The following is a 19,887-nucleotide window of genomic DNA, read 5'->3' on the forward strand; positions in this document are numbered from 1 at the left end:
TGGTTTCAAGGGGGTTAGTATAGTATGCGATTACTTCGATTAATGCCGGCTTTGCTGGCTATTCCTATATGGATGAGTGGTTGTTCGGGGCAGGAGAATGATACGCCTGATGTTACAGGTGTAAACGAGGTTATTAAGCCGGTTATTCAGCTCAATGCGATTACGATGGGCAGCCCGCCTGCGAGTGGTATGGATTCCTTTTATAAGCAGCTTGATGAGTTGACTATAAGGGATTTTGGGATGACGGTCCGGTTTGACTTTATCCCTTGGGATGAAGAGAAAAGCAACATTGGCATGGCGATCGCCTCAAAGAAATATGATTTCTACGTGGGTGGTTCCTGGTCGGACTTCAAATCCTTTGCCGCCAAAAATGCATTCGTTAACTTGACCCCATTAATGAATCAGGTGCCAAAGCTGGTCGGTCACTACCAAGGTATATTGGAAAGAATGAAGATTGATGGGAAGCTCTACGGCATCCCGCAATTAAATGTACCCGGGGCTGGCCGTGAAGGCATGTTTTATCGGGAAGATTTGAGGAAGAAGTGGGGATTACCTCCAATTAAGAATTTTGAAACCATGGAGCAGTATTTGTATAAAGCAAAAAGGGAATACCCGGACACGCCAATGATTATTGATAAACGATACAGTGATAATTTGTGGTTTTCCTTAACCGGAGATAAATATTATAAGGTGACCGAGTTCGCAGTAGCACCGATTGATGATCCTTATAACGTGATGAGTATGTTTGATACCCCAGAGTATAAGCAGATGGTATCAAAGGCAAAGCAATGGTATGACGACGGAATCGTCGACCATGATATTCTTGGCGCGCAAGAGAACGAAACAACAAAGACATTAGGTTTAATGAAGGAAAATAAAAAACCGCTGGAATTTAACAATCATTTTGGAGCGGTCAGCAATTCTTATGTTTCAACCCTGCAATCTGCTTATCCCGAGCAAGAATATGGCTGGTTTGACTATATGTTTGACATGTTCCCGGGCACTGTTTTTATGCCAAGTACGTCTGTTAACGCCACAACGCAGATTTCGATAGGATCCAATTCTAGGTATCCTGATCTAGCGCTTAAATTTCTTGAAAAAGCCCATACGGAGCAAGACTACTACGATCTGCTCATGTATGGTGTAGAAGGCGAGAACTATCATTTGAAGGACGGTAAGATCTCTTACGAAGGAATTAAGGATGAGAATAAAAAGCAGTCTTGGACAGGCGTATTAGATGGTTATATGAATGTTCCAATTCGCTATCCTGATGAGTGGCAGAAGATCGTAGAAAAGCTTACAGTAACGGAAGGGCCTAAGCTTGCGGAGAAAAATGGCACCGATCCGTACCAGGATTTCCTGTTTGATACGTCATCCCTTTTCGAACAACTGGCGAATCTGGAAACCGTCCAGGAGCAGTACATTCAGCCATTAAATCTTGGAATCAGCACGGACATCGATTATGACCTTGCCGTTCTTGAAGTGAAGCTGAAGGAAGCGGGAATTGATACGTATATGAAGGAGCTTCAAGCGCAGCTGGATAAGGTGAAGCTCAGCAAAGGCAAATAGGGAAGTGTAACGAATGAAGGCTATCCATGGAACAATGTCATTAAGGGCTAAACTTAATGACATTGTTCCATGGGGATAGTCTTTTTTATTTCCTATCATCTAACAGCGAAAAGTTAAAGGAATCTTGCAAAATTGTGATAGGAGCGGTGAGGGCATCGCTCTATAGTTAAGATAGATGGAACGAAGGAGGGAATCTACTGTTTCAAAATTACATGTTATAAGCCTAATTGAAAGCGGTGTCATTTATATTCGAGGAGGAGTTTATTGGTGCGAGATTTACTTTTAAGTAAAGTATGGATGCGTTTGATGTCCGTCATTTTAACCGTAAGTATGGTAACGGCGTTTTATCCGCAAGGTAAAGCCGCTGCGGCAGATGATGCTGATGAGCTGACCAGTTCGGGCTATACGGTAGACATCCAGGAAAGTGTTAGCAGTAATGGATTTGCCCATCCAGGAGTTGGATTAACGAAAGAGACACTTGAGAACATGAGGTCTCAGGTGCTGGCGCAAAAGGAGCCGTGGTATTCCTATTACAAAGGAATGATAGCATCTGCCCAGGCCTCCAAAACGGTCTCGATTAAAAATCAAAGCACAACGGATCCTACAAAGCCGGCTGCCAATTATTTTAACAGCCAGGGCATCCAATCCCGATTTATTAGTGATGCGCTGCTGGCGTATACGCAAAGTATTATGTATTTCATTACTGGTGATGTAACTTACCGAGCTAATGCGATGCAGACGATCCGGATTTGGTCTCAGATGGACCCTGCCCAATATGCGTATTATACAGATGCTCATATTCATACGGGAATACCGCTGAACCGAATGGTTACGGCAGCAGAAATTCTGAGATATACAAGCAGCCCGACAGCTGAACTAGAGTGGACGGAGCAAGATACGGCGAGCTTCACGAACAACTTGATTAATCCGGTTATTGAAACGTTCCAGCACAGCAATAACTATTTCATGAACCAGCATACGTATCCACTGATGGGAGCGATGGCCGGATATATCTTTACCAACAATAAAGAGAGGTACAACGAGGCAGTTGAATGGTTCACCGTGAATAAGACTGCGAATGATCAAGGCTTTAATGGATCAATCCGCCAGATGTTTCGGATGGTGGATACGAATAATTTGACAGGTGAACCAGTTACGCCGCATGTCCAGCATTTGGAGATGGGACGTGATCAGGCGCATGGCGGCGGAGACTTGACGAATGCCGTGACGATTTCCCGAATGCTGCTGGCTCAAGGAACAAAGGTGGATCCGGAAGATGGTACCGTATCTGATAGCGCCAATGCAGTAGGACCTTTTGAGTTTTTAGATGATCGTATTCTCGCAACCGCTGATTATTTCTGGCAGTATATGCTTGGCTATGATACCCCATGGACACCGGTGGCGTATGCGATATCACCGGACGGCACGATTAGAGATACCTATACCCATATTGCGAGCGGCTATAGAGGAAGGTTTAATACCGCAAACTTCTGGGATCTCTACTACTACTATACTTATGTGAAAGGGGAAAATGTGGCCGAGAAAGCACCGTATTATTATGAGGCATTTAAGAAGAGAACCCCTCTTACTTTCTATTACGGCGGCTCCCTTAATAACAACTGGGATAACGTAGATGGCGGCGGTGACTTTTGGCTTTATATCCCGAAGGAAGCCGAGTCCGAAGGAGCAGCGAATCTGCCTAAGCAGCAGACAAGCGCATCCTTGCTTGAAGTGGAAGAGCGCTATACCTCTTTAGATAATCGTACGGAAACGGTGCAGGAAGGAGATACTTCCTTCGTAAGAATGAACGCAGCAGAAGCGGGAACAAAGATTGCCTTCCTAAGCTCAGGTTACGCTGCATCACAATCCTTTGGATTAAAGATCCGGACGAATGGTACAGCGGCATTGGATATGCTTGGATCGTTATGGATATTGCCTGATACGAAAGGGCAGTGGACTTATTTCACCGTAACGGGAACGATGGGTGACATTGCTTATTTGACGTTAAAAGGGGCAGCTGGTTCAACCGTCGATATAGATCATATTAACGCACAGGCAGGGGCACAATTGACGCCGCCGGTATTTAAATCTGGCCGCACTGATTTGAACGTATTTACTTACGCGGGGACGGCACTGAACCTTGATCTATCCGCTGAGGATGCAGGCAGTACGGATGTTATAACTTATGAACTTCAAGCTTCTCCTGAAGGCTCGGTGATTAATGATGAGACAGGTGCGTTTACCTGGAAGCCGGAGCAAGCCGGGACTTCGTCCTTTGTTGTTGCCGCATCAGACGGTATAACCGTGACAACTAAGAAAGTAACCGTAGTGACAGCTGACGACAGGGCGTCTGCAGTAGAAGCAGCTATAACGCCATATGAATCAGATGAAGTGTACGTCTCCACCTCACTTGCTCATTATCAGTCTATTTATGATGAGACGATGAGCTTGATCGGAACAGCATCAGATGAAGACTTTAACCAGCAGCTGGGAGAGCTTAGAAATGCAGCTGAGAGCCTGGACTTAACGACTCCTCTAAGATCGGATGGCAGTATGCATTACTCCGATGTTGTTTACTGGTCCAGCTGGGGGAACGATGTAACCAAGCAAGATGATTTAAACTATGATACAGGCGGCTATTATGGACTTGCTCTTGGAACTCCGCCGCATCTGTACCATATTCTTGATTTTGGCCCGGATTATAAGGTTTCCGCGAACAAATTTGGATTCCAAAGTAATATTTTCGCTGATCGTCTAGCTAATTCAACCGTATATGGCTCAAATAATGGGGAGTACTGGACACGTCTGACACCTGGTGTTACGCGAATGACACAGGAATTCCAAACACTTGATGTAGATGCTGCCTATCAGAATGAAAAATACCGGTTTATCAAGCTGGAAATGATTCAGCCGCTGCCTGATGTTCTGTACGGCGTCGTCAGAAATTTCCTTGAGCTGCCCGAATTCAGAATTTATGGCACACGTTATGAGATTGACAATAAACTCGAATCGGTCTCTATGAGTTCGGATCAGAGCGTAAATGGCAAGATCTCAACAGGGGATACGGTCAAATTAAACATCCAAGCACGTGAAGTTGTTCAGAACGTGAAGGTTACTATCCAAGGTCAAGATGCTGTCGTCAGTAAGCTAGATGATAAGAATTGGACGGCGGAAGCTAAAATGGAACCAGGTGCACCAACTGGTCCTGTCAAATTTACAATCGATTATCAGAAGATTGATGGTACAAACGGAGACACAGCTTTTTCAACAACGGACAGCTCTTCTCTATTCCTTGTGGACGGGACGACTTATCTCGATGTGACCAAGCTCGCCAAAGTAACAGCTTCCGATCCACAGTGGCCAGGAACTGGTTTGGCAGCTGATCAAGTAGGTTATTTGTTGTTTGATGGAGATTCAACTACGTATGGGGACCTTACCAATAGTACAGGAACGTATACCGTTGATTTTGGAGAAGGCGTATCAGTAGAGCTGAATGAAATTGTCCTTATGCCAAGATCAACACATCCTGCCAGAATGAATGGACTTATTATTCAGGGCTCTAATGATAATGTGAATTGGACGAATCTTACGAAGCCGGTAGCCTCATCTCAGGCTAACAAATGGTTAGATATTAGTAAGGATCAGCTATTAGAGCATCAAGCTTACCGTTACTTCAGGCTTTATAATAGCACCGCATGGAGTGGTAACGTAGCAGAAGTTGAGCTTCATGGCACATATACGGCATCTGCTGAAGTTGTGGCATCCACAATCACAAGTCTTGCTGTACCGGCAAAAGGGGCTGCCAGCTTAACGCTGCCTAAAGTCCCTGGAGGTTATTCGATCTCTCTTACATCCACAGCACCTGAAGGAATTATTGCGTCAGATGGTACAATTACACAGCCTGATATGGACACGATCGTCTCGGTCGTTCTGACTGTAACGAGTGATTCGGATGGATCTACTGCCAATACAGTTGAGATTCCTGTCGTAGTGCCAGGTAAATCTGCTCCAATCAAAATCGATGTCACGAGACTGGCAACCGTTACGGCTTCAGATAATCAGTATGTGAAAACGGGTTCCGGTCTGACGAAGGAACAAGTTGGGTATTTATTGTTTGACGGCAATACAACCACCTATGGTGATCTGATCACTGGCCCGGGTTCTTATTACACGATAGATCTCGGTACGAACTCTTCGATTAATCTGACCCAAATCAAGCTTTTCCCAAGAGCGACGATGGGCAGCAGATTAAATGGGCTTGTCGTTCAAGGCTCTAACGATAATACCAGCTGGACCAATCTGACGAATCCTATTTCGGGTGCGTTGTCCAATACCTGGACCGATCTAAGACTAGATAAGATTGTGGACCACAAGGCTTATCGTTTCTTGAGGCTCTATAATGCAGAGAGCTGGTATGGAAACCTTGCAGAAGTGGATATTTTTGGTTATTACGACTATGACATCAATTCGAAGATTGTTGCTCCTGACAGCTATACCCAGGCTAGCTATTATAACTATTTGAAAGAAATCGACAACATCAAGGATGCATATAATCAGCCTGGAGCAGACAAAATGGTCATTCTTGACCAACTGCTGAAAGCAAGAAATCTTCTGGTATCTTTAGCAGACATTTATCCGAAAATCACGGTATCATCATCTATGTCGCTTGCTTCGTCCGTTTCCTGGGATGGAACAGCTGATGCGGTGACGAATGGCTGGCGTGCATTTGATGGCGATACGACCACTTCACCGGATACAAAAACCGCATCAGGCTGGGCTCGAGTGGATTTGGGTGCTGGCAATGAGAAGGTCATTGGCAGCATACGTTTTATACCGCGGAGCGGTAATATTGTTCGGATCAACGGGGCTCAGATTCAAGGGTCTAACGATGGGACGAATTACGAGACCCTGTTTACGATTAACGGAATAACAGATTTGAAATGGTATTCTCAGCTCATTAACAGGAGCAAAGCCTATCGTTATTTGAGATACAACACTTCAAGTGGTTATGCCAATATCGGAGATATTGAATTCCATGAGAAAGTGGCAGATCGTACATTGCTCAAGTTGTTTATTGAAGAAGCCAAAGCTGTAGATATTGACCCGTATACAGATGACAGTGTCGCAGCCTTCCAGACGGAACTAATGGCGGCGGAAGAGATGTTTAACAATCCTTTTGCAACGCAGGAGGAGATTGATACGGAGGCTGCAAAGCTTCGGCAAGCTCAATCGAATTTGGAAAAGCAACCCGTTCTCGCAAAAGGTGCTCCAGGAAAAGCTGTATTGTCCGATAACAACGGATATGATACAGGCATTAAGGACGGCGACTATTTCATCACTATGAATCTATGGTGGGGAGACAACGGTACCGAATTTAAGCTTTACGAGAATGGCGAATTGATCAAGACACAGAAGCTGACGGACAACTCGCCTGAGGCGCAAACCTTCAAGGTCGATGTTACGGGGAAAGCTAACGGAATGTATACGTATACCTGCGAATTAATCAATTCGTTTGGTACGACGGCATGCGATCCGCATATTGTAACGGTCACAGAAGCGAGCCCTGGTAAGCCGATTTTGTCCAATGACAATTGGGATGGTGATGGGGAATATAAGATCACCATGAATATGTGGTGGGGAACCAATGCAAGCGAATACCGTTTATATGAGAACGGTCAGTTGGTGGATACTCAATCTCTTACAACCGGTACGCCGAATGCTCAGTCTGCAATAACGAGTCTTACAGGCAGGGAACCAGGCGAATATGAGTATGAGGCTGTACTTGTTAATGCTGCAGGAGAATCGAAGAGTGAGAAAATGAAGATTATGGTGAAATAGTTTGGCTCAAATACGTTTGTTTACGAGACTGTCCTTAGGGCAGTCTCGTTGCCAAATGGAAGTAATAAACAAGTATTGACAGTTATGTGAACGCGGGAATATAATAAAAACCAGACGGATGAAAGCCCTTTCATAATTGGTGATTGGCTGTTTATTTGTTGTACCCGCATCAGGGTATTTATTTTTCTACTTAATGAAACCCGTTTCATGAAATAGGTTTCAGGTTTAACTCATCATATCTTGGCTGCCAATTCGGAATAGGAGGATATATGAATCATTCATTCGGGTCTAAGGCCATACGTATCGTGCCTGCAGATGGTTACGACGGTTTTGAAGGCTGGGGTACTTCGCTGGCATGGTGGGGACATATTGTTGGCCAGTGGAGCAATATAGACAAGCGGGAAGAAGTTCTGGACCTTGTATTTGACGCGGACAAGGGTCTTGGCCTCAATATTGTCCGGTACAATATTGGCGGTGGTGAGAATCCGGCGATTCAGCCGAATACGCTGCGACCTGGCGGCGATGTTCCGGGATTTCAGCCGGAGAAGGGTGTATGGGATTGGAATGCGGATGAAGGACAACGTTTGGTCCTGCTTGCTGCATTCGATAGAGGAGCAACCATTGCGGAGGCTTTTTCCAATTCACCTCCTTACTGGATGACGATCAGCGGCTCGGTTACTGGTGCAGTTGATGGCGGCAACAATTTGCAGGAAGAGTATTATGAGGAATTTGCAGACTATTTAACGGAAGTAGTCAAACATTATAAAGAAGCTTACGGCATCGAATTCCGGACGCTTAATCCTCTCAATGAACCAATCTCGAATTGGTGGAAGAAAGGCAATATTCAAGAAGGCGCTCATTTCACAATAGATAAACAGATGGAGATTATTAAACGAACGGCTAACTCTCTTCAATTAAAAGGGTTAAGCGGAACAACGGTTAGTGCACCGGATGAGAACAGTGTGGATGAAACACTTGAGATGCTGCATGGTTATGATGAAGAGACGTTTAACAGCCTTGCTCAAATCAATACTCATACGTATACCGGCGTTCAATTGTCGGAGCTTCGCGGGTATGCGGAGGAGAAAGGGAAACGTCTCTGGATGTCAGAGTACGGCACCGGCGGAACCGAGCCTCATAATCATGAAGATCTGAGCAGTGTGCTTGAGCTGGCGGAGCGGGTCATTACAGATTTGCGTCAGCTGCAGCCCGCGGCATGGGTGTACTGGCAGGCGGTTGAGGATGAAAGCGCACAGAACAACTGGGGCTTTATACATACGAATTTTAGGCATGGAGACGGCAGCTATGAGCTGACGAAGCAGTATTACGCGATGGCTCAGTTCAGTAAGTTTATTCGACCGGGCAGCCGGATTTTGTTTACTGGTGATGAGTGTTCGATTGCAGCCTATGATGCAGCAATTAAACAGCTTACAATCGTCACTTGTAATACCGGTGATTCGAAAGAAGTAAGTTACGACCTAAGCGCATTCCAGATAGATGACTGTGCAGCCAAAGTTTATCGCACGTCACAAGGTGATAACTTGGCTGAATCTGAACTGTCCATGTGCAGTAACGGATTTACGTTAGAACTTGACGGACAGTCTGTAACAACTGTTGTTTTGTCGAATATCACATTCACCAACCAGATCTAGGGGAGGAATAGAGAGATGCAGGAAACGTTATCCAGTACGGTTGGAAAAGTATATGCTCATACAAACTTAGCCGTTCAATATGATAAGTTCAGCTACAACATTAACGGAAAGCAGATTTTCCTTAATAGCGCAGCCATTCATTATTTCCGTATGCCAAAGGAAGAATGGCGCGAGGTGCTTGTAAAGGCAAAGCTTGCAGGAATGAACTGCGTAGATACATACTTCGCCTGGAATGTTCATGAACCGGAAGAAGGGCAATGGAACTTTGAAGGAGACAATGATTGCGGCGCTTTTCTTGACCTATGTCATGAATTGGGGCTTTGGGTAATTGCTCGTCCAGGTCCTTTTATTTGCGCAGAATGGGATTTCGGCGGATTCCCTTACTGGCTGAACAACAAGACGGGGATGAAATTCCGGTCCTATGATGAGCAGTATTTGACTTATGTGGACCGTTATATGGACCAGATTATTCCGATTATTCGCAAACGGGAGATTGGAGCAGGCGGTTCGGTTATTCTTGTGCAGGTGGAGAACGAATACGGTTATCTGGCAGACGATGAAACAGCACGAGATTATATGCACCATCTACGAGACGTGATGCTTGAGCGTGGAGTAACTGTACCACTGATTACATGCGTGGGCGGCGCTGAAGGAACGATTGAAGGTGCGAACTTCTGGTCAGGCGCTGATCATCATTACGGAAACCTCGTTAAGAAGCAGCCTCATACACCTAAGATTGTAACGGAGTTTTGGACGGGATGGTTTGAGCATTGGGGAGCTTCTTCCGCTACTCAGAAGACTCCAGCTTTATATGAGAAAAGAATGCTCGAAACGCTGCAAACGGGCTTTAGCGGTATAAGCCATTATATGTTCTACGGCGGTACCAACTTTGGCGGTTACGGCGGCCGTACAGTAGGAGCAAGCGATATCTTTATGGTGACGTCCTACGACTATGATGCACCGCTTAGTGAGTTTAATCGGGTAACGGATAAATATAATACAGCCAAGCGGATTTCCTATTTCGTAACTGCTGTAGAACGTATGCTGCTTAATACCATCGAAGGGGATTCTGCTCTCGCTGCACTGCCGCAGGGTTTTAAAGCACGGGTAAGAGAAAACGGAAATGAACGGATCTGGTTCGTCGAAAGCTCGAAGGATGAGCGCGAGACAACAAGCATGACTTTACAAGGTGGCCGTACGATCCCTGTTACAATTAATGCTGGCGCGATCCTTCCCGTTATCGACAGGCTGCAGCTGGAGCCTGGTGTGCAATTGACATGTAATACGTACTTGCTCGCCAATGAGCAGATCGACGGCATCCATACCTTGATCGTGTCGGCAGACAACGGCCAGCGTTCGTATATTGAGCTCGAGTCGGAGCAGCCCATTCAAGTAGAGTATGATGGGGTTAGAAGACAGCAGCTGTTACATGGAGATAAAAAGGTGATTTTTGATCTCTGCCATTTCCAGGAGGCACAGATAATTACACTCACCATTGGTAATAAGCCTTATCGGATTATTGCTATTAACAAAGAGACGGCCGACCGTTCATGGCGTATCATCGATAAGAGCGGCGTGAAGTGGGCAATTGGTTATGCTGACTTTGATTTGCTTGCGAACGGCACCTTCAAGGCAGCATTACAAGATGGCGTGGAGCAGCCACTTCTCCTTGGAGACTGGAAGATGGAACCAAACCATCAGATTGCTCCTTACGTTTATCTGGAGGCTCCTTCACTAGAGCAGTGGAGCTCGGAGACTTGTGAGTTATCTGCCGCACAAGGTCAGGAAGCTGCGCAGCCTATAGCATTCTCTGAGCTTGGTCAGCCTTATGGACATTTGTTATACGAAAGCGATTTTATGACAGGTGACCAGACGGAAGCCACTCTCATCATCTCGAGGCTTGAGGATACCGCTCGGGTATATGTGAATGGTAAGGAACAAGCGCTGGTAGAGAAAGTAGGTGCTGCAGCAGTTAAGCTTCAAGTGAAGCCAAATAGCAGCAATCGTGTGCAGATTCTTGTGCAAAATATGGGCAGGCTCAATTTCTCACCAAATTTAGGTGAGGTCAAAGGGGTAGCAGGTGCAGTCTTTGCAGACGGCCAATGCTATGACCTACTTCCGAATTGGAAGCATGAGGAGACAACTCTAGAGCTGAATGAAGTGAACGAACTTGCAAGCGGAACGATCATCCGCAGAACGTTTACGATGGATGGCGGTTACGACCGTGCTGTCCTGGTAGGAGCTGTTAGCGGGAAGTTTAGCATTAACGGCAGAGAGATTATAATGGAAGGTTATCAAGACTGGTTCCTGCACCATACGCTCGATATTTCTGACTATATTCAGGATGGTGTAAATGAGATCGCTATGGCCTATGTGAAGTCACCGCTTCAAAGGCTTGAACTGCTCGTCTCTTCCTCGGAGAAGGAAATAAACAACTGGCGAATCGCAGATGTCGAGAAGCTGAAACGCGAAGCGTATGTTGGCGAAACAGGCAGACCGGTATGGCATACGGTACAATTTGCTAAACCGTCGCTGCCAGAAGAAGTAAACGCCAAGTTAAAGCTTCGTTTAACGGGAATGAGTAAAGGTACGGTATGGCTTAATGGCTGCAATCTAGGCCGGTATTGGCAGGTAGGTCCTCAAGAGGATTACRAGATCCCGATGGCATGGCTTAAGGATCGCAATGAACTGGTTCTATTTGATGAAAGTGGAGCAAGTCCAACCAAGGTACGTCTGCTCTACGATAAACAATCCAATAAACGCTGGATCACTTTGAATTAACCAATAAACCGCTGCTTAGATGATGTTCATTATTTTGAATAAATCTGCTAGGCAGCGGTTTTTGTTTGACTAAATTGTAACCGTTTACATAGAAAGGGGTGATGCCAAAACGTCCATCTCAGCGAGAATCGTCATTAGACTGAGGAATCTCAAATAAGGAGAGGAAAACATGAGAAAGATGAAAAGATTATTGGCCGGAGTTGCGGCAGGCGGTATGCTTGTGGGCAGCTTTGGAATGACTGCATCTGCAGCAGGCTCTTACACAGCAGCTGCTGATCCATCTCAGCAGTATCAGACGGTGGAGGGCTGGGGAACATCTCTAGCCTGGTGGGGCAAAGTAGTAGGCGGTTATTCGAACAAGGATGAGTATGCGGACAAAATGTTCAGCACGACAAGCGGAATTGGCCTAAATGTCCTTCGATACAATATTGGAGGCGGCGAAAATCCAAGCTTGAATGACTTGGAATACCGTAAAGCAGTGCCTGGCTTCCAGATGACACAAGGTGTGTATGATTGGACAGCCGATGCCAACCAGAGATATATGCTGCAAGCAGCCAAAACCAGAGGCGCCAATGTATTCGAAGCCTTCTCTAATTCCGCTCCTTACTGGATGACTAACAGCGGTAGTGTTACCGGAGCTTCCGGCGGTGCTAACAATTTAAAAACGGATTATTATGATGATTTTGCCGATTATTTGACCGAGGTCGTCAAGCATTTCCGCGACAGCTGGGGCATTACTTTCAAAACCTTAGCCCCGCTCAACGAGCCGGTATCGACATGGTGGTCACTTGGCAACAATCAGGAAGGCATGCACTTTGATCGGGCGAATCAGAACACCATTCTAAGCCAGGTTAATTCTTCTCTGGTTGCGAAGGGACTTACAGGGACAAAGCTAAGTGCTCCGGAGGAATATAGCGTTGATGATTCTTCGGTTTCCTACAATAGTTATACGAGTGCTGTAAAATCTGCTATTTCGCAAATCAATACCCATACGTATGGTGGGACGAATAGAGCGGCTTTCCGTAATATCGCTGCCTCGGATGGGAAGACTCCTTGGGTTTCGGAATATGGGGACGGGGATGCCAGCGGCCTGACGATGTCCCGAACCATTATGAAGGACATGAAGAACATGGGAGTAACCGCTTGGGTTTATTGGCAAGCCGTTGACAGCGCAGATGGCTGGGGCTTTTTCAAAAATGTTCTCAACAATACTCAAACGACAAGCTATACCGTGAACAAGAAATATTATGTCATGGGTAATTACAGCAAATTTATTCGCCCGGGTTACAAAATTATTGGGATGAGCGATGCTAATACGCTTGCGGCGTATGATGCGGCATCCAGCAAGCTGGTGCTCGTAACGACTAACAGCGCAACAACGGACACGTCAGTTACCTATGATCTGAGCAAGTTTACGGCAACAGGCAGCTCAGCAGCAGTATACCGTACATCCTCCACCGAGGATCTTGCCCAATTGTCGAACGTAAGTGTAACGAACAAGACGTTCACGGCTAACGCTAAGGCAAGCTCGGTCACCACGTATGTCATCTCCAATGTGACGTACACCGGAACAACGGGCTATCCTTCGACTGCCATCTACAAGCTGGTAAACAAGAACAGCGGATTAGTCATGGATGTGAACAACGCATCCACGGCGAATAGTGCATCCATTCTTCAATACACGGATAATGGCGGCAACAATCAACGCTGGCAGCTTATTTCCGCAGGCAACGGCTACTATAAGATCAAAAATGTAAACAGCGGCCTGCTCCTTGATGTTAATCAAAGCTCCACGACAGGGGGGGCTGCACTTATTCAGTACCAGAATAATGGTGGTTACAACCAGCAATGGCTGCCGGTAGACGCTGGGGGTTCACTCATCTTGGTTAACCGGAACAGCGGATTGACGGCAGACGTCAATTCGGCCTCAACGGCAAGCGGAGCGGCGGTAATCCAATGGGCGGATAATGGCGGGAACAACCAGCAGTGGACGCTTGTTAAAGTGAATTAAAACATAGTACGATAGTTTCATAGAAAGCACGAATCAAGGCTGAATCGCTCATGAAATCAATTTCATTAGCATACAAACTTTGGTATAATTTTAGGTATATTAGTTGTACTAGAAGGGAACCAGACGATGAAGCAAGTTACCGTATACGATATAGCCAAAGAAGCCAAAGTATCTGTTGCTACGGTCTCCCGGGTGCTTAATGACACTGCTCCTGTACGCGCTTCCACGCGGGAGAAAGTCGAAGCGATTATGCAGAAATATCAGTTCCAGCCTAACGCGAATGCGAGGAGCTTACTGAAGAAAGAGACGGGGATTATTGGCGTTATATTGCCGGATATTACGAACCCCTTTTTCCCTGAGGTATTTTCCGGTGCAGAGCAGGAGGGGCGAGAGTCCGGACATACCTTTTTCCTTTGTAATACCATTGGCCTACATGCAAAGGAATCTGAATTTCTAACCATGATGCAGGAAAAACGGGTGGACGGCATTATCTTTATGGGCGGGCGTATCAACTTGAAGGATTGTAAGCCAGCTTTAATTCAAGAGGTCGTCGAACATGCGCAGAAAATTCCTTTGGTGCTCGTGAACGGGAATCTTAAGGATTCCGGTTTAACACGAGTACTAACGGATGAATATGCCGGTACCGTTCTTGCTGTCAAACATTTGATCGACATTGGCCACACGAAGATCGGATTTATCGGCGGCGAGAGTCATATGTCTACCACAGCGGTGAAAATTCGGGCATACAAGAAGACGATCAAGGATGCCGGATTGCAGCTGCATGAGGATTGGATCTTGCCAGGCAGCTTTTCGGTCGATTCAGGACGTGAGCTGATGGAGGCTATATTGAAGCTGAAAGATAGGCCAACAGCCGTCTGCTGTGTTAATGATTTTACCGCAATTGGTGCTATTAAGGCAGCCGTTGAACAAGGTCTGCGTGTGCCGGATGATATTTCGATCGTTGGGTTTGATGATATTCCGTTAGCTCATCATGTTATACCAGAATTAACTACGGTCTCGCAGCAAGCGAATAGTCTTGGACGTACAGCGGTTCGAGTGCTGCGGGAGCTCATGAATAAAGAAAAGGTCAAGAAGGTTTACTCGCTGGAGCCGGAGCTTGTCATTAGACAAAGTACGGCACCAGTAATAGATGGCTATAAGATTTAAAAAAGCGGCAGTGAAAAATCGCCTTCACCCGATTAGTATTCTCAGGGTGGAGGCGATTTACTTGTCGTTATTCTGTATTGTCTTCAAGCTTGCGCAGCATAAGAAACTGCTTGGCAAGAAACATTGGGGTATAGGGCATGTCTACCCGAAGCCAAGACACGATTGTCCCAATTAAGGCTGCTGAACTGTACCAGACGGCAATATCTTTCTGAATATTGTTCTTGGTAACAAAAGAGCTTTTTCCCCGTATTTCGATTCCATCCGAGATGAGTTTAGTCAACAGTCTCAATAATCGATCTGTAAAGATTGTCGTGCGATGGGAGGCAAGAATAACCTTGTAAAACTTCGAATGCTCCGCGATATGTTCGAGCAAATTAACAAGTAAAGTAGAATTAATTAATTCAGGTGAATCTGATTTTACAGTTGATTGGTCCAATACGCGATGAATATCGTCAATCATGTCATCTGCCATCTTGTCTAGCATATCGGGGATGTCCTTATAATGAAGGTAAAAAGTGACGCGGTTAATAGTAGCGCGTTCTGCAAGGCGATTGACAGAGATCTTCTCAATCTCCATCTCCTCCAGCAGCTCAATAAAAGCATCTCTAAGCAGCTGACGTGTCCGCAGAATGCGAGGATCTGTCCGAGTTGTTTTGTCCATTGATTAAATTCCTTTCTTTTAGTAGTAATTCCTTTAGTTGTAAACTACAATTTCATTTTTAATGTATTATTTTCGAGGGATAAACTACAGTTATTTGCGTAACTGTCTACTAATTTACACTTTTGAATGGAATCGTCGCTTGTAAAGAAGGCGCCACGAGCTATAATTTAATTTATACAATGTTCACTATACGACACGTTGTAAATTTAGTCTAGAGAGACAAGAGAGAAGGATGGAGCGGTTGAGTAAAAGTTTAAATTCAAACGGCAGTTCTATCAAGAAGGGGCCAATTTTATTCGTCTTGATTATAGGCGCCTTTATTTCGACGCTGAACCAAACGATTATGAGTGTTGCAGGCCCGGAATTGATGAACGATTTCAGCATTTCAGCGGCAACGGTACAATGGCTGACAACGGGTTATATGTTGGTCAACGGTATTTTAATCCCGATTACAGCTTTTCTAATGCAGCGATTTACGACGCGTGAGTTATTCCAGACGTCGATGATTTTATTCCTTATCGGTACCATTGTATCGGCCATCGCAACTGATTTTAATGTACTGCTTATCGGTCGGTTAATTCAGGCGGCTGGTGCTGGTATTATTATGCCTCTTATGATGACGGTTATCTTGACCTTGTTCCCTCCTGAGAAGCGGGGCGGCGCAATGGGCTTGGTTGGTACCGCAATTATTTTCGCCCCGGCGATTGGACCAACTCTTGCTGGCTGGGTTCTGGAGAACTATAAATGGGAAATGATGTTTTACGGTATGATCCCGCTTGCAGTTATTGTTATAGTGTGCGGTTATATCTTCCTTACCAATGTATCTGAACGTTCTTATCCTAAGGTTGATGTCTTTAGTATTATCTTGTCCACTATTGGTTTTGGTGCAGTATTATTTGGTTTCAGTCGGGCAAGCAGTGCCGGATGGGATAGCGTAGAAGTACTATTGTCGATTATCGTGGGCCTTTTATCTCTGGGGCTGTTTACTTGGCGGCAGTTGACCTCAAGCAATCCGCTTCTTGAGCTTCGTGTCTTCAAGTACAATATGTATTCCTTAACAACATTCATCAACATTGCCATCACTATGGTTATGTATGCAGATATGATATTGCTTCCGTTGTATCTGCAAAATGCACGTGGTTATACAGCTATGGAATCGGGTCTGCTCTTGCTTCCTGGCGCGCTTGTCATGGGCTTACTGATGCCTATAACAGGTAGACTGTTTGATAAATTCGGAGCAAAATGGCTGTCGATAGCGGGTATGGTTGTTGTCATCGCTACAACACTTGGTTTCATTAACCTGACAGATTCAACCTCCTATACGTATCTGGTGCTTATGTCTACAGGCCGCCGGATCGGCATGGCGCTTCTGATGATGCCAGTTCAAACGGCAGGACTCAACCAATTGCCTAACCGTCTGAATGCGCATGGTACAGCAATTTCCAATACAATCAGACAGGTAGCTGGTGCGATTGGTACATCGTTGCTCGTTACCATCCTGACGACCCAAACGAAATCGCATTTAACGGATGCGATGGCATCTGGTGCAACAGAAGGTGTGTCGCAGCAGCAAATGATTACGAACGCAACGATCAGCGGGATGAATGATGCTTATCTGGTCATCGTAGGTATTGGTGTTGTAGGTCTCTTGCTTACCTTCTTCCTTAAACGTGTTCCACAAGCAACAGATGAGAAAAGCACAGACACAATAGTAAATAAAGCTGCTGTTCAAAAAGGTTAATAGAAGATTTAGAAGAGCTGTCCTCGTGGGCAGCTCTTTTTTTATACCGTTTTGTCCTCCACTTTTACGACGTTTCCTGCTTTAGGCCGTAGTCCACAATCTTTTCGGGTGGTATAATAAAGCAGTTAAAGAGGCTTTTTTTTCCATCCTTTCCGTATGGTAGCTTGTTATTGGAACGAAAGGTGGCATCCCCCGTGAAAAAAAACCGCATGAACCTGCTGATTCAGCATCTTGTCTCCTATCTGCTGGTTCTCTTGTTTCCTGTACTGATCATATTAGCTTACTACTACCCACATTCTACAGCTGTCGTCAAACAGAAGGAGATGGACTGGAATACTCATCTGACAGAGCAGGTCATGACTTCTATGGATACATTTACGCGTTACGTATACAATTTGCCGTTCGAACTCGTGAAGAACCGGGAGATCAAATTGTACGATACTGATGACAGAGATTATCAGCGGGTGCTGATCGCCAATGAAATGCGCAAATATAATGCCACAGACGGCTTTATTGACAGTACACTGCTATATCTGAAAAACATGGGTTATTTGTTCGCCAAAACAGGAAGCGCTTACAAAGAAGAGGACTTCTCGAAGCCGGGCATTGGGTATTACTACGAGAACTGGCCGCAAAAGCAAATGTTTGCACAGCTCAGTCATTTGAAAGCACCTATCGTGAGACCTGTAGAAGAGGTGATCATACCGGGCAGCAATCATGTCCGTATGCTGACCTTTGCGCTTCCGCTGCCGATTGGCGGCTATGACACTCCAGGAGCAGTACTGATCATGGTTCGTGAAGATACGATAATCCGTATGCTTAATTCCATGTCTGAGATGTACAGCGGCAACTTTTTTATTATAGACACCGAAGGACGTTCCTTGTTGTCTTCTAACCAGTCAGCGTACATTCCGGCAGATGAGCTGCAAGGATTTCTGTCAGGTCTAGCAGAGAATGGGGAAGGAGCCGGCTTGTATAAGAAAGACGGTCATTCCTATATCGTCTCTCACACCGTATCGGATAAAAATGGATGGCAATACGTTAGCGTGCTGCCCGTCACCGAAATGCTGCAGGGCATTCAGTCTGTGCAGCGTAATACAATTCTGCTTATTGGGTTGATGCTGCTGCTTGAGTTTTTGATCATCTACATATCCATCCGCCGAAATTATCAACCGATCAAACGGCTGGTCGATTTCGCTGCTAACTTATTCGAGACGGTTGAGCGAAAGCCTATGAATGAGTTTGAGACCATCCGTTATGCACTTGGCGAGCTTGTATCTGCAAACAGCTCATTGGATGCCCGGGTGAAGCAGACGATGCGGGATAATTTATTGTTTGAGCTGGTCAGCGGGAAGACAGCATACGGACAGGATTATCTCGAGCAAGCCCGTACATACGGCATTGAATTTCCACATCACTCGATTGCAGTGGCTGTTATCGCAATGGATTCATCCGTAAGTGATGATTGTACAGCTGAATATTTACGTTCAATTGAAGGAAGACATTCAGACGAGATGGCAGGCTATTTGCTTAAGAGTATTTACAGTCATGAAATGATCTTCGTATGTTCTCATGAACCCTCTTATTCCATCAAGCCATTCTTAACGGAGCTTTGCAGAGAGCTGGAAGAGAAGACAGAAGCAAAAGTTCATATTGGCATTGGAGTAACCGCCAAGCCAGACATGACAGATGCCGTTCATGTCGCTTATTTGCAGGCGATGCGGGCTATCGAGCATTTGAGGCTTCGCGGCGGCAATCCTGTACTAATATTTGATGAACTTGATTCACCAAAAGGCGGGTCGATCTCCTATTTCGCGGAGCTGCTGCAGTCGCTTGAGCTGGCGATTCTTAAGAATGATGCGGGGTCAGTCCAGAACATTACAGAGCGAATTAATTGCCAGCTTAGAAGTGATGGAATGCCGCCTCATATGGTAAGAAGTGTCTATATTAACACGGTGAGTGCCCTTCTAAACGGTCTTCAGCGGTTTGGCCCTAATGATGATGGATTACTTAGACTTACCGATACAGCTTATCAGTACCGTTATACGGTTGAGCAGATGACCGGTATTATCAGCGACAGTTGTATACGACTCTGTGGAATCATTCAGAGCATGCTCCCGACTGTGCGCCATGCATCGCAGGATGAGATTACAGACTTTATTGAGCAAAAGGGATTACATGCCGATTTTTCCCTCCAGCTCATTGCCGATCACTTCACGATGTCTGCTTCGAATTTCAGTCATCATTTCAAAAAAACAATGGGTCAGAATTTTAAAGAATACATTGATGTATTCCGTATTCAGACCTCCATTCAACTTCTGAGGAGTACGAATCAGACACTGGATGCTGTTGCGCAGCAGACAGGTTTCTCCAATACCTCAAGCTTTATTCGCTGCTTCAAAAAAATCGTTGGAACAACTCCAGGGCAGTACCGGGAAACGCATAAGCTTATTTCCTGACCTGAAGT

9 protein-coding genes are annotated in these 19,887 nt (G+C 45.5%); 8 read left to right on the forward strand and 1 reads right to left on the reverse strand.

Annotation, left to right across the window (positions count from 1 at the left end; genetic code table 11):
- Positions 1–24 precede the first annotated feature (24 nt).
- The 6 genes from AB4Y93_RS19625 (at position 25) to AB4Y93_RS19650 (ending at position 15,018) form a co-directional block, all read left to right on the forward strand.
- Entirely contained in the window at positions 25–1,569 is a 1,545-nt protein-coding gene (locus AB4Y93_RS19625) for a DUF3502 domain-containing protein (protein ID WP_441894542.1), read from the forward strand.
- Positions 1,570–1,836: 267 nt separating this feature from the next.
- Positions 1,837–7,407 (forward strand): OmpL47-type beta-barrel domain-containing protein, encoded by a 5,571-nt coding sequence (locus AB4Y93_RS19630; RefSeq protein WP_441894543.1) that lies wholly within the window; start codon positions 1,837–1,839, stop codon positions 7,405–7,407.
- Positions 7,408–7,676: 269 nt separating this feature from the next.
- The gene (locus AB4Y93_RS19635; protein WP_441894544.1) at positions 7,677–9,059 is read left to right on the forward strand and encodes a glycoside hydrolase family 30 protein; all 1,383 of its coding nucleotides are present in this window, start codon (positions 7,677–7,679) and stop codon (positions 9,057–9,059) included.
- 15 nt (positions 9,060–9,074) lie between these two features.
- Positions 9,075–11,840 carry a beta-galactosidase gene (locus AB4Y93_RS19640; protein WP_441894545.1) on the forward strand — a complete coding sequence of 922 codons (2,766 nt, stop codon included), beginning with the start codon at positions 9,075–9,077 and terminating at the stop codon, positions 11,838–11,840.
- A gap of 169 nt (positions 11,841–12,009) precedes the next feature.
- Entirely contained in the window at positions 12,010–13,851 is a 1,842-nt protein-coding gene (locus AB4Y93_RS19645) for an RICIN domain-containing protein (protein ID WP_441894546.1), read from the forward strand.
- 126 nt (positions 13,852–13,977) lie between these two features.
- Positions 13,978–15,018 carry a LacI family DNA-binding transcriptional regulator gene (locus tag AB4Y93_RS19650; RefSeq protein ID WP_441894547.1) on the forward strand — a complete coding sequence of 347 codons (1,041 nt, stop codon included), beginning with the start codon at positions 13,978–13,980 and terminating at the stop codon, positions 15,016–15,018.
- 67 nt (positions 15,019–15,085) lie between these two features.
- Here the strand turns inward: AB4Y93_RS19650 and AB4Y93_RS19655 are convergent, their stop codons facing one another.
- A complete protein-coding gene (locus tag AB4Y93_RS19655) occupies positions 15,086–15,679 on the reverse strand; it encodes a TetR/AcrR family transcriptional regulator (protein WP_441894549.1) in 594 nt (197 codons plus the stop codon).
- Between the two features lie 232 nt (positions 15,680–15,911).
- Here AB4Y93_RS19655 and AB4Y93_RS19660 point away from each other — a divergent pair, with 232 nt between their 5' ends.
- Both AB4Y93_RS19660 and AB4Y93_RS19665 read left to right on the forward strand, forming a co-directional pair.
- The gene (locus AB4Y93_RS19660; RefSeq protein WP_441894550.1) at positions 15,912–17,420 is read left to right on the forward strand and encodes a DHA2 family efflux MFS transporter permease subunit; all 1,509 of its coding nucleotides are present in this window, start codon (positions 15,912–15,914) and stop codon (positions 17,418–17,420) included.
- A gap of 194 nt (positions 17,421–17,614) precedes the next feature.
- Positions 17,615–19,879: a helix-turn-helix domain-containing protein gene (locus AB4Y93_RS19665; protein ID WP_441894551.1), complete on the forward strand. Its 2,265-nt coding sequence runs from the start codon at positions 17,615–17,617 to the stop codon at positions 19,877–19,879.
- The last annotated feature ends 8 nt before the right edge of the window (positions 19,880–19,887 follow it).

The sequence above is a fragment of the Paenibacillus sp. YAF4_2 genome, from assembly GCF_052113225.1.
Lineage (GTDB): Bacteria > Bacillota > Bacilli > Paenibacillales > Paenibacillaceae > Pristimantibacillus.

Coding starts and splice junctions, on each gene's coding strand:
- AB4Y93_RS19650 (WP_441894547.1), top strand. CDS start 13,978: ATGAAGCAAGTTACCGTATACGATATAGCCAAAGAAGCCAAAGTATCT.
- AB4Y93_RS19655 (WP_441894549.1), bottom strand. CDS start 15,679: ATGGACAAAACAACTCGGACAGATCCTCGCATTCTGCGGACACGTCAG.
- AB4Y93_RS19625 (WP_441894542.1), top strand. CDS start 25: ATGCGATTACTTCGATTAATGCCGGCTTTGCTGGCTATTCCTATATGG.
- AB4Y93_RS19660 (WP_441894550.1), top strand. CDS start 15,912: ATGGAGCGGTTGAGTAAAAGTTTAAATTCAAACGGCAGTTCTATCAAG.
- AB4Y93_RS19635 (WP_441894544.1), top strand. CDS start 7,677: ATGAATCATTCATTCGGGTCTAAGGCCATACGTATCGTGCCTGCAGAT.
- AB4Y93_RS19645 (WP_441894546.1), top strand. CDS start 12,010: ATGAGAAAGATGAAAAGATTATTGGCCGGAGTTGCGGCAGGCGGTATG.